Source organism: Devosia yakushimensis (assembly GCF_030159855.1).
Classification (GTDB): domain Bacteria; phylum Pseudomonadota; class Alphaproteobacteria; order Rhizobiales; family Devosiaceae; genus Devosia; species Devosia yakushimensis.
Window position 1 is genome coordinate 112032 of record NZ_BSNG01000003.1, and the last position, 12370, is coordinate 124401.

Genomic DNA, 12370 nt, shown 5'->3' on the forward strand with positions numbered 1-12370 from the left:
CAGCCGCCTGCCGCTGCTGGCGGCGGTCGCCGCATCGATGGGTGCTGCTTCAGTCATTTCGCATGAATATCCGCTTGTAGCTGAACGCCAGGGTGACGCAGATGATGAACAGCACGACGCCGACCGCCGAGCCGAACCCCACCTGCATGCGCATGACGCCGAAGGAATAAAGGAAGGTCACCAGCGTCTGAGTCGCATTCGATGGTCCGCCGCCGGTCAGCGGCATGATCATGTCGAACAATTGCAGTGAGCCCACCACGGCAAAGAATACCGACAGCCGCACCGTCGAGCCCAGCAACGGCAGGGTGACCCGGTAGAATTTCTGCCAGCCGGTGGCGCCATCGATATCGGCCGCCTCCAGCACGCTTTTGTCGATGGCCTGCAGGCCGGCAATGAACAGCATCATATGGAAGCCGAAATATTTCCACACGATCACCCCAAGCACGGCGTAAAACGCCACCTGTTTGTCAGCCAGCCAGAAGGGCGGCGCGGCGCCGAAAAAGTGCCAGATACCGGCGACGAGCCCGAACTCCCCGTCATAGACGAAGCGCCAGATCATGCCCGCGGCCACATCGGCCAGCACATAGGGTAAAAAGAACAGCAGCCGGAACGCCAACGCCCCCTTTATGCTGCGCGACACCATGGTTGCCAGCCACAGCGCCAGCGGCACCTGCACGCAGATCGAAATGAAGATGATCAGCCCATTATTGACCAGGGCATTGCGGAAAGCGCCATTGCGGAAAATCAGCTCGTAATTCTTGAAGCCGATCCACTGGCTGGGCAGGCCATAGCCATTCCAATTGTAGAACGAATACCAGGCCGCCTCGCCCATGGGCAAAATCACGAACACCGTGAACAGCAGCAAGGCGGGGGGCAGGAACAGCACCAGCACCGGCCATTTGCCGCGCATCTGGCCGCGCCGCCGCCGCGCCACGCTGGGCACGCCGGACGCCAGCGGCCCGCTTGCAGATAGGGAAGTGGCTTGGCTCATCCGGGTCTAGGCTCCTTGTCCGGCAAAAGCCGCCGCCCGGCCAAGGCCAGGCGGCGGGGATGCATCACATCTCGAGCGAGAAGGCGTCTTCGATCTGCTGCAGCGCGTCTTCCGGCGAGATTTCGCCAGAAACCAGCTCCACCGACATGTCGTTGACCACGCGGCCGACATTGGGGCCCAGATCCTGATCGAGGAAATTCTGGTGCCAGGTGGCCTGGGCCATCTCGGTCACGATCTGCTGCATATAGGGGTCTTCCACCGCGCTCTCGGCGCCCAAAGTGGTCGACAAAATCCCGTTTTGCTTGACCTGCAGCAGAGCATTGTCCTGGTCGAGCAGATATTTGAGGAAGTCCTCGGTTTCGGGCGGCGCATTGGCCGTCACCACCCAGCCATTGAGCCCGCCGAATTCATCGGTGGCAACACCAGGCGCTCCATCGATCAGCGGGAACAGGAACCGCCCGATCTGGTCGGTGGTCAGCCCCTTGCCATCGGTGGCGGCATTGGTCTGGTTCTGCACCGTTGCCGTATTCTGGAAGCCCAGGATCATGGCTGCACGGCCATCGGCAAACACGGCCTGCGCATCGGGCCAGGTCGCCCCGAGATAGCCTTCCTGGAAGGGCGAGAGCGCCCCCAGATCGATCAGCTTCTGGCTGGCGCGGACAAAGCCCTCGCCGGTAAAGCCATCGCCATTCTTGGCGGCCTCGAAGCCGTCCTTGCCCAGTTCGCGCATGGCCAGATAGGACCAATAGAAGTGGATCGGCCACTTCTCGCCGCCGCCACCGGCAATCGGCACGATCCCCGCCGCCTTGATGGTCTCGACGGCACCCAGGAAATCATCCCAGGTCTTGATCGTGGTGGCGTCGACGCCCGCCTGCTCGAACAGCGCCTTGTTGTAGAAGAACGAGACCTGGCCCCATTGATAGGGCGCGGCCCACACCTTGCCGTCAATGCTCAGCCCGTCGACAGCCGCCTGCGAGAAGGTCGCCCGCCAGGCGCCGCCATCGGCATCCATGGCCGCGGTCACATCGCGCAAGGCGCCGGTCTCGGTCTGCGCCTTCAGCACGCCCCCGCCCCAGGTATAGAACATGGAGGGCGCGTCATTGGATTGCAGCAGCGTCGGCAGCTTGGCCTTGAAGGCCTCGTTTTCGAGGAATTGGAATTCGATTTTGACGTCGGGATGCTCGGCCTCATAGGCCGCGGCAATGTCCTGCCAGGTCTTGAGCCGGTCCGCATTGGCTTCCAGATGCAGCCATTTGATGGTGCTTTGCGCATAGGCGGCCGTGACGCCCGAGAACAGCGTCACTGCGCTGACGGCAAGCAGAAGCGTATCCCGCCAAGGGCGGGCAAAGCCGTGATTCATGGTGATCCTCCCAGATCGGGACTTATTTATCCCTGATGCGTATTAAATAGCGCCCGGCATTTCCGATCTGTCAAGAGGGTGTGCAAAACGCGCGCCAAAACCGCCAAATTTCAGCGCTTTACGCTTGCTTTGGCCTCCAAGCCATGCCTAGAAAGACGAAACTTAATTCGCGTCACGTAGAAAAAGACGCGCGAGGAGCCTGCCCGTCCCGTGAAGACCGCTGACCCCGAATTGATGCGGGCGATCAATCGCTTCCACGTGCTCGATACCATCCGCCGGTTCGGTGCGATTTCGCGCGTCGAGATCGGCGAACGCATCCAGCTTTCCGCCACCACCGTCTCGGCCATTACCGCCTCGCTCCTCGATGACGGGCTGATTTCCACCCGCCATGAAGGCGACCTGCGCAGCGGCGGCAGCCGGGGCCGCCCCCGCGTCATGCTGACCCTTAACCCCGAGGCCGCCCGCGTCGTCGGCGCCAAGATCGCTACCAATCGACTGGTCTTTGCCGTCACCAATTTCCAGGGCGATGTGCTGGCCAATCTCACCCTGCCGGTGCGGGTCGATCGCCTGCCCGTCGAGGTCATCGCCGATCTCGTCGAAGATGGCGTGCGCCGCTGCGTGCTCGATGCCGGCATTGCGCTCGATCAGATCAAGACCGTGGCCCTGTCCCTGCCCGGCATTGTCGAACACGGCACCGGCCGCGTTCGTTCGAGCAGCATTTTCCGCGACACCAATGTGCCGCTCAAGGAAGCCATCGTGAAACGGCTGGGCATCGACACCATTGTCGAAAGCGACGCCAATGCCATTACCATGGCCGAGCACTGGTTCGGCCGCTGCCGCGACTGCGACGATTTCGTCTTGGTCGCCATCGAGGAAAGCCTGGGTCTTGGCGTCATGCATGGCGGCCAGCTCTTCCGCGGCGCCCGCGAACTGAGCCTCACCCTGGGCGACATGATCATGGGTTCCGACCCCGACCACGCCCTCAAACTCTCCGAAGTCGCCAGCGAACGCGCCATCCTCAATGGCGAACACAATGATCCGCAAATTCGCGACGCCATCCGGCTGGGCCAGGGCATGGGCCGCGTGCGCGGGCTGATCGAGGCCGGCGACAATCGCCTGAAAGACGCCGCCGGCCGCGCCGGCGCGGCGCTCGGCATTGCCATCGCCAATCTCGTCGCCCTCTTTGCCCCGCCCCGGGTCATCCTGGTCGGCTCGACTTTGGCTTTGGGCGATCATCTGCTTGATCCGCTGCGCGCCGGCTTTGCCCGCGCCACGCCGGAAAGCCTCGCCAATGTCGCCCAGATCGTCATCGACGAAGTGGGCGACGAGCTTTGGGCGCGCGGCGCTGCCGCCGTGGCCCTGGGCGAACTTTATGGCTCGCCCTGGGGCACGACAGGCCCGGCGCGGGGCAGTTTTAGTGATTTTTCAGATGCCGGAACGAGGAGTGAATGATGGATAAGGTCGGTATTGGCATTATCGGACTGGGTAATATTTCCGCCGCCTATCTCAAGGCGAGCAAGGATTTTCCGGTGCTCGACATCCGCGCCGTGGCGGATATGAACCCGGCCGCCGCCAAGGCGAAAGCCGATGAATTCGGCCTCAACGCTGTCGATCTCGACGCGATCTTCACCGATCCCTCCATCGACATCATCCTCAACCTGACCATCCCCAAGGCCCATGTCGAAGTCGGCCTGCGCGCCATCGAAGCGGGCAAGCATGTCTATTCGGAAAAGCCGCTCGGCATTGTCTTTGCCGAAGGCAAGAAGCTGGTCGACCGTGCCCGCGAAAAGGGCCTGCGCGTCGGCTCGGCTCCCGATACCTTCCTGGGCGGCAGCCACCAGACGTCGCGCCGCCTGGTCGATGAGGGCGCCTTGGGCCAGCTCGTCGGCGGCACCGCCTATTTCATGTGCCCCGGCCATGAGCGCTGGCACCCCAATCCCGCCTTCTATTACGAAGCCGGCGGCGGCCCCATGCTCGATATGGGCCCCTATTACATCACCGATCTGGTCAACCTGCTCGGCCCCGTCGTCAAGGTGTCCGGCTTCGGCACCAAGCTCCGCGACACCCGCACCATCACCTCCAAGGACCGCAATGGGGAAATCATCCCCGTCCATGTCGCCACCCATGTCTCGGGCACTTTGGTCTTCCACAATGGCGCCGTGGTGCAGGTGACGATGAGCTTTGACGTGGCCGGCCACAAGCATGTCCCGCTCGAAATCTACGGCACGGAGGCCTCGCTCCTCGTGCCCGATCCCAACCATTTCGGCGGCCAGATCCAGTTGCTCGAAAAGGGCGGCGAGTGGGCCGATATCGCCACCGACATGCCCTATGCCGAAGGCAATTACCGCTCGATCGGTCTCGCCGACATGGCCCATGCCATCCTCGAAGGACGCCCCCACCGCTGCAATGGCGACCTGGCTTTGCACGTGCTCGAAGTGATGGAGGCCTTCCAGACTTCTTCAGATACCGGCCGCGTCATCGACATCACCACGCCAGCCGAGCGGCCCGCGCAACTCGCCTCGTCGCTGGTCAACGGCAAGCTGGCCTGATCGAATTTAAGGAGGACTATTATGCGTGAAGCACTGATCGTTTGGGGCGGCTGGAGCGGGCATGAGCCCGAACAATGCGCCACCATCATTCGCACCATGCTCGAGGAAGACGGTTTCAAGGTCTATGTCGAGAACACGACCGAAGCCTTCGCCGATCCCTCCATCCGCGATCTCAGCCTGATCGTGCCGATCTTCACCATGAGCAAGATCGAAAAGGAAGAACTGTCAAACCTCACCGCCGCCGTCGAAGGCGGCGTGGGTCTCGCTGGCTATCACGGCGGCATGGGCGACGCCTTCCGCGATGCGGTCGATTACCAATTCATGGTCGGCGGCCAATGGGTCGCCCATCCGGGCAATATCATCGACTACCGCGTCGATATCACCCGCCCGGATGACCCGGTCATGCAAGGGATCGAAAGCTTCCCCTACCATTCCGAGCAATATTACATGCATGTCGACCCCTCCAACGAGGTGCTGGCAACCACCACCTTCACCGGCGAGCACGCCTCCTGGATCGACGGCGTCACCATGCCCGTGGTCTGGAAGCGCAAGCACGGCCAGGGCCGGGTGTTTTATTCCTCGCTCGGCCACGTATCGAGCGAATTCGCCGTCCCGCAGATGAACACCATCCTGCGCCGCGGCATGAACTGGGCGGCGCGGTAGGAGAGCCCTCCCCTTAGGGGGTGAACTTCGCACGCGTTAAAAACACGGTGTCATCCCGGCGAAGGCCGGGATCCATGCTGAAGGCTATCCAAGCATCCAGTGCAGGGATAGGGCACAGCATGGATTCCGGCCTTCGCCGGAATGACACCGTGGGTTGATGCTGGTACCGAAGTTACTCCGCCGCCGGCTTCAACTTCGCCGCGATGAACTTGAAATTGCTCCACCACCACCACGGGCCCTCATAATAATTGTCGGCCGAGGGGTAATTGGTCCAATAGGTCTCGTTCACCGGCACGAATTTGGACGTGCCGAACATCTCGATAACCGGCAGGCCTTCCACCAGTTCCTTGAGAATATCGGTGCCCAGCGGCACGATCTTGGGATCGTCGGCCGGTACCGCTCGGAGCTGGTCGATCAGCGCGCTCAGCTCGTCATCGACATAGCGGCCCTGGTTGGACGAGGCCGGCGTGCCATTGTCGCGCACATAATCCTTGTGCCAGCTTTCCATGCGCACGAAGAGATCGGGCGTGATGGCGCAGGACGAGCCCCAATAGGACCCCACTTCATAATCGCCGGTGTTCTCGGCGGTGAAGAACGCCCCAGCCTGCATCTGCTGCACCTGGGCTGGAATGCCGAACTGCGTCCACTCATTGGCCACCGCAAAGGCCAGGCGCTGCGACTGCACCTCGAAATCGGCCGGGGCCAGGATATTGATGGTAAAGGGCGTACCATCGGGCTTGAGCCATTGCCCGCCATTATTGGTAAAGCCGGCCTCGGTCAAAAGCTTGGTCGCCTGTTCCGGATCATGCTTCCACCAGCCCACGCCCAGCAATTCGCGCAAGGCTTCGGGGTCTTCCGGAATCCCCGCCACCCCTTCCGAGCGCAGCCGTTCGCCTAAGCGCACCGCATAGTCCGGATCAAACGGCTTATAGCCATCCTCCAGCGCAAATTCGCCCAGCCACTGCGCCATGGGCTGGTGATAGGTATCCATCAGCACCGTGGTCGGCGGAATGGCCAGCGGAGACGCCCGCATCATGCCCGAGAAGGTCGCGATACTGGCCTGTTCGGCATTGATGGCCAGTGCCAGCGCCCAGCGCGTCTTGGCATCGTCATAGGGCGCCTTGGACGTATTGAAATGAATGCCGCGCTCGCAAGGGTCATCGAGATTGGCATAGGGGAAATCGTTGAACCAGGCGCGCACCTTGGGGTTCTGCCCGCGCAGGATATCGAGGCTTTCCGGGGAAATATCGGTCAGGATATCGATATCATTGGCCGCCATGGCCAATACGCGCCGCTCCTCGGTGCCATAGCTGCGGAACAGCACATATTTGGCCGCCGGCTCGCCCACGATCTGCCCGATATCGGTATTCTGCCAATCCTCGCGCTTCTCCCACAGGAACCAGGTGCCATTGGGGTCATGGTCCTTGTATTTGTAGGCGCTGATGGTCACCGGCGGGAAATTGGTGAAGGTCGCCGGATCTTCCTTTTCCCAGATATGCTTGGGCACGATGTGGAACGGATTGCCATAGATCACCGAGCCCAAAACGATGGCGAGGCGAGGCGTCGGCTTGGTGGTGGTGATCTCGACTGTATTGGCGTCCACCTTGGTCACCGAAGCGATCTGGGCGGTATAGGCCGCGCTATAGGCCAAAGCCGGGGTATTGCGCAGCATCTGGTCGGTGAACACCACGTCATCGGCCGAAAAGGGCTGCCCGTCGCTCCAGGTCAGCCCCTCGCGCAAAGCCACCTTGAACTTGGTGAAATCCGCGTTGAGCGCCTCGGGCATGGCCGATGCCAGATCGGGAATCTGCGCGCCCTTGGCCGTGTCGATGTCATAGAGCAAGGCGCCGGCCAATTGGTGATAGCCGTGATTGATGGTCACGCCCTGCTGATACATGTTCATATTGGTCGGATTGCCGACCCGGGCATTGAGCATGTCGACGACCAGGGTTTCGGCGCGTGGCGTGCCGACATCGGTCATCTGCTGGGCCCATGCGGGCAGCGCCGTGCCGCTGAGCATGGTACCGCCCATGGCGACGGCGAGGCCGAGCGCCATTATTGTCCGGCGGGGAAATAGGCTTGTGGTCATGGTCTCCTCCTCTTGCTTTTTCAAGCGTTGGTTGGCGGGTGCTTGAGTGCACTCTGGTGCCGAATGTCTGGATGGGAATATTGCTCGTCGATGGCGTCGAGTTCGCTCCAGCGGTCCCCGACCGAGGGAATCGCCGCCATCAATTCGCGCGTATAAGCCTGTTGGGGATTGTCGAGGATGTCGGTGGGCACACCACTCTCCACCACCCGCCCGGTATTCATGATCGAGACCTGGTCGGACAGGTAATAGGCGGTCGACAGGTCATGCGTGATGTAGATGAACGAGACGCCCTGTTCCCCAACGATCTGGCGGAACAGATTGACGATGGACATGCGCAAACTCGCATCCACCATCGAGACCGGCTCGTCCGCCACGATCAGCTTCGGCTTGGGGATCAGCGCCCGTGCCACGCTGATGCGCTGCAATTCGCCGCCCGAGAACTGCCGGATATATTTGCCGCGAATGCGCTCATAACTGAGCCCCACCGAGCGCAGCGCCACATCGGCCGCCGCGATGGCCTCGGCTTCATTGCGCGCCACCCGCAGATTAAGCGCCGTGCGGCGCAGATAGGCTTCGACCGGCAGATAGGCACTGAACGCCTCGAACGGATTCTGGAAAATGGGCTGTACCAGCCGCCGGAATTCGAAATTGTCGATCCGGTCTGCGCCCTTGCCGCTGAGCGGTCGCCCGAGCAGCCTGATACTGCCTTCGCTGGGCTCGACCAGCCGCAGGATCATGCGGGCAATCGTCGTCTTGCCCGACCCCGATTCCCCCACGATTGAAAAGACCTGCGGCGTCTCCGGCAGGGTGAAGGACACATCGTCCACCGCCTTGAACGGCTTGCCGCCGAACAGGCCGCCCTTGCGATAGCTGCGCGAGAGATTGCTGACTTCGAGTATGGGCACGCCGCTCATGACACCGCTCCCAGCGTCTCGACCGCCCGCTTGCCATGCAGCCGCGGCAGCGAGGCGATGAGGTTCTTGGTATAATCGTGCTGCGGATTGGCGAAGATGTCGGCGGTCGGGCCCTGCTCGACAATCCGCCCCTGATACATGATCACCAGCCGGTCGGTGATCTGGTAATGCACGCCCAGGTCATGGCTCACCAGCACCAGGCAATTGCGCTGGCGCCGCTGGATTTCAACCATCATCAGCAGGATCTTCTTTTGCACCACCACGTCGAGCGCCGTGGTCGGCTCATCGGCCAGGATCAGCCTTGGATTGACGAAAGCCGCGATGGCCACCAGCACGCGTTGCCGCATGCCGCCCGATAGCTGATGCGGATAGGCGTCGAGCACGTTTTCCTCTAGGCCGAACCCGGCCAGGAATGCGGCGATGCGCGCCCGCAATTCGCCGCGACTGCCCTGGCGCTCGCGCTTGGGCAAGCCGTCCACAACCTGCGCCTCGATTTTCATCAATGGGTTGAGCACGCTCATCGAGCCCTGCGGGATATAGCTGATCTGGTCCCACCAGAGCGGCGCGAACCGGCTCGATGGCGCCTCGATCACCTTGCCGGAACGGGGATCAGTGAACCGCCCGGTGACCGTGCCGCTCTGGATGCGCAGCCCGGTCGAAAAATCCCCGTAAATGGCCCGCATCAGCGTGGATTTGCCCGACCCCGATTCCCCGGCAATACCCAGGATTTCATTGTCGTTGATGGTGAGGCTCACCCCATCGACCGCCTTGATGAAACCGGCCGAGCCATAGCCCACCGTAACATTGTCGACTTCGATCATACGCTCATCCTCCGGGCCGAGGACCGCATGGAAAGCCCCGAGGAAACGAGGAACAGCCCGATGAACAGCAGGACGATGGCGATGACCGGTGAGCCGATCCACACATATTTGCCGCCCAGCAGCGCCTGATAATTGATGGCCCAATAGATCATCGTGCCCAGCGTCGCCTGTTGCGCGCTCGATAGCCCGATCACCGCCAGCGCGCTTTCGGTCGAAATGCCGACCAGCACCGTGTTGATGAAATTGGCCGCCGACCAGCCCGCGATATAGGGGAAGATGTGACGCACGAGGATCCGTACGCTCGACTCCCCGGAAAACCACGCGACATTGATGAATTCGCGCTCGCGCATGGTCAGCGCCACCGCCCGCACCTGCCGGGCCGGATAGGGCCAGTTGAAGACCACCAGCAGCAGCCCGACGATGGGCAGCGCCAATTGCCCGCTGAACAGGGCCGCCATCAGGATCAGGATGGGGAGTGTCGGGATGCAGAGCAGCGCATCCATGAAGAACGACAGCACCCGGTCGAGCCAGCCACCGGCATAGCCCGCGGCAAGGCCGAGAAAGACGCCTATGATGGTCGATAGCCCCGCCACGATGAGGCCCAGGATCAGCGAATTGCGCAGCGCATAGGTCAAAAGCCAGAACACATCCTGGCCCAGGCTCGTCGTGCCCAGCCAATGAGCCGCACCCGGATTTTGGTTACGCGGCGCCGTGTACCAGACCAGAGGATCGCCTGGCGCGAACCAGGGCAGGATAGCCCCCAGGATAACGCAGAGTGCCACCAGCGCGACGCCGAGATAGAGCCGGAACGGGGCATGAAGGAAGAAATTGCGCATGGGCCTACCTGTGCCTGATGCGTGGATCGAGCAGCGGATAGATCAGGTCGATGACCATGGTGGCAGTCGCCACCGCGATGACCGAAAGGCTGATCGTGCCCATCAACAGGTTGAAATCGCCCTGCAGCACGGCCGAGTAGATCAGCAGGCCCAGCCCCGGATAATCGAACAGGATTTCCGTGATCAGCGAGCCGTTGAACATCAGCCCGATCTGCAGCGCCAGAAACGTGATCTGCGGCAGGATGGCATTGGGCAGCACATAGCGGGTGAGGATGCGCCCATCGCCCAGCCCCTTGAGCCGGGCATAGCGCACGAATTCCTCTTCCCTGAGCGCCGTGGTCTGCGCCTTGACGCTGATCACCCACCAGCCGAACACCACGATGACGATGGACATGGCCGGCAGGAACGAATTCCAGACCACGCTCGTCACCAGCTCCCAGCTCCAGGGCGCGCCGCGAATGGTCGTGGTCAGCGGAAAGATCTTCCAGACATAGGAAAACAGGATCGAGAGCACGAGCGCCAGGATGTAATAGGGGATGGGGTAAAGGCAGATCGCTATCCCCTCCATCACCCGCGAAGTCGGGCTATTGGGCTTCCAGCCTGACAGGAGCCCCACGAAATTGCCCAGCACCCAGGCGATCAGCGTCGAGGTCAGCAGCAGCCCGAAAGTCCAGGGCAGGGCATTGCGGATCAGCTCCATCACCGGGGTCGGATACATCGAGAGCGACGGCCCGAAATCGGCCGTCAGCACGATGCGCTTGATGAAGGCGCCATATTGCTCCCAGAGCGAGCCGCCCAGCCCGAACGTATCGGCCAGCGACTGGCGCAGGGCATCTACCTGCGCCGCGTCCATATAGGCGCCCTGCGAGGACACCTTGGCCAGCATGGCCTCGATCGGGTCGGTCGGCCCCAGCCGCGGCACGAAGAACAGCACCGTCAGCGCAAACATGATCACCAGGGCATAGACCACGAGCCGCCCGGCAATGTAGCGGATAAGGGTCATCAGATGACTTCGAGATAATCGCGGTCGGCGAGTTCGGGGAAAGGCGCAGTCGGCAGCGTCTGGTACCAGAAGGCGACCGAGGCGATATCGTCCTGCAGTGGCAGGTAGCGCCGGTCCTTCTTTTCGGTGCGCCAGCCCAGCGCCTGGATGGTGACCCGCAGATCGTCATCGAACCGGATCGGGTCATGGATATGCCAGCGATACATGCCGAAGCGCATCTGGCTGTTATAGACCCCGTCGGGCCGGATCACCTGCGGCAGGCCGGCATAGGGCGTGGTGAATTCGCGATAGCGGCTGTCCATGGTATCATCCACCACCCCGCCATCGAAATTATAAGCGCCGCAGAAATAGTCCTCCGTGCCGGTGCCGCAAATGGTGGGGAAATCCTTGTCCCCATCCATGAAGAACTTGATCTCGCCCTCGCCCCACCAGCCGGCATTGTTGACGCCCCAGGCCATATAGGTGCCCACATATTGGCCCCGGCCCTTGATGCCATCGATGATGGTGTAATCGGTCTTGAACGGCAGCGGATTGGTGCGGCGGAACTGGGCGTGGAAATAGGCCGCGTCCTCGGGCACCTCGGTCAGCGCATAATTGACCTGGTAATAAATGATGCCGAAATCGTCGGGATCGCGGTTTTCGATCTCGACACGCGCCCGCTTGCGGAACGGCATCTGCCAATAGCAGTTGAACGCCCGGCCGGGATTGACGCAGACGGCCAGCGAGGTCACCTGCGAAAACCGGTTCCAGCCCGAGCAGAAAAAGTCGCCCACCGGCGCCACCACCGAAGGATGCTCCTGGTCGTCCCAATAGATGCGCAGGATCAGGTCGCGCCAGCGCAGATTGGCCGTGGTCAGCCAGATCTGCTGGATGGCGCCCGGCCCCTCGATATCGGCCAGCACCCGCGTTTCACCTGGCTCGATCCGGATCGAGGGCGAAACCTTCCAGCCCTGCCCCAGCCCGCGGGCGCAATTGGCGCCGGTGCCTTCGGTGGCCATGCCGCCTTTCCCCTTTTCCCCGGTGAAATTCTCCGGTGATATGGAACGGGTCTTGGCATTTGACAGCCGGTAGAGATTGCCGAGATTGAGGTCGAGGCCGGAAAAGGGGGCGTTCATATGGGGTTCCGTAGCAAGCGGGCAATAGC

Annotated in this window: 11 protein-coding genes; 3 read left to right on the forward strand and 8 right to left on the reverse strand. The window is 62.0% G+C overall.

Annotation, left to right across the window (positions count from 1 at the left end; translation table 11 throughout):
* Positions 1 to 49: 49 nt before the first annotated feature.
* Positions 50 to 910, reverse strand: coding sequence for a carbohydrate ABC transporter permease (locus tag QQL79_RS19105; RefSeq protein WP_284393979.1), 861 nt, complete (start codon positions 908 to 910; stop codon positions 50 to 52).
* A 145-nt stretch (positions 911 to 1055) separates the two neighbouring features.
* A complete protein-coding gene (locus tag QQL79_RS19110) occupies positions 1056 to 2351 on the reverse strand; it encodes an extracellular solute-binding protein (RefSeq protein WP_284393566.1) in 1296 nt (431 codons plus the stop codon).
* Positions 2352 to 2561: 210 nt separating this feature from the next.
* Between QQL79_RS19110 and QQL79_RS19115 the strand changes: the two genes are divergently transcribed.
* From QQL79_RS19115 to QQL79_RS19125, 3 genes are read left to right on the forward strand one after another with little or no spacing between them, the layout of a single operon-like run.
* A complete protein-coding gene (locus tag QQL79_RS19115; protein WP_284393567.1) occupies positions 2562 to 3803 on the forward strand; it encodes an ROK family transcriptional regulator in 1242 nt (413 codons plus the stop codon).
* A complete protein-coding gene (locus tag QQL79_RS19120; protein WP_284393981.1) occupies positions 3803 to 4900 on the forward strand; it encodes a Gfo/Idh/MocA family protein in 1098 nt (365 codons plus the stop codon). Before QQL79_RS19115 ends, QQL79_RS19120 begins: the two co-directional genes overlap by 1 nt.
* Positions 4901 to 4921: 21 nt before the next feature.
* Positions 4922 to 5563 (forward strand): ThuA domain-containing protein, encoded by a 642-nt coding sequence (locus QQL79_RS19125; protein WP_284393569.1) that lies wholly within the window; start codon positions 4922 to 4924, stop codon positions 5561 to 5563.
* Positions 5564 to 5735: 172 nt separating this feature from the next.
* Here the strand turns inward: QQL79_RS19125 and QQL79_RS19130 are convergent, their stop codons facing one another.
* From QQL79_RS19130 to QQL79_RS19155, 6 genes are read right to left on the reverse strand one after another with little or no spacing between them, the layout of a single operon-like run.
* Positions 5736 to 7652, reverse strand: coding sequence for an ABC transporter substrate-binding protein (locus QQL79_RS19130; protein WP_284393572.1), 1917 nt, complete (start codon positions 7650 to 7652; stop codon positions 5736 to 5738).
* Between the two features lie 20 nt (positions 7653 to 7672).
* Positions 7673 to 8566 (reverse strand): ABC transporter ATP-binding protein, encoded by an 894-nt coding sequence (locus QQL79_RS19135; protein WP_284393574.1) that lies wholly within the window; start codon positions 8564 to 8566, stop codon positions 7673 to 7675.
* Complete coding sequence (locus QQL79_RS19140; protein ID WP_284393578.1) at positions 8563 to 9387, reverse strand: ABC transporter ATP-binding protein; 825 nt, start codon at positions 9385 to 9387, stop codon at positions 8563 to 8565. The genes QQL79_RS19135 and QQL79_RS19140 overlap by 4 nt, the downstream gene beginning before the upstream one ends.
* On the reverse strand, positions 9384 to 10223 hold the full coding sequence (locus QQL79_RS19145; RefSeq protein ID WP_284393580.1) for an ABC transporter permease: 840 nt from the start codon (positions 10221 to 10223) through the stop codon (positions 9384 to 9386). Before QQL79_RS19145 ends, QQL79_RS19140 begins: the two co-directional genes overlap by 4 nt.
* Positions 10224 to 10227: 4 nt before the next feature.
* Positions 10228 to 11226, reverse strand: coding sequence for an ABC transporter permease (locus QQL79_RS19150; RefSeq protein WP_284393582.1), 999 nt, complete (start codon positions 11224 to 11226; stop codon positions 10228 to 10230).
* Complete coding sequence (locus tag QQL79_RS19155; RefSeq protein ID WP_284393584.1) at positions 11226 to 12341, reverse strand: glycoside hydrolase family 172 protein; 1116 nt, start codon at positions 12339 to 12341, stop codon at positions 11226 to 11228. Before QQL79_RS19155 ends, QQL79_RS19150 begins: the two co-directional genes overlap by 1 nt.
* Between the last annotated feature and the right edge of the window lie 29 nt (positions 12342 to 12370).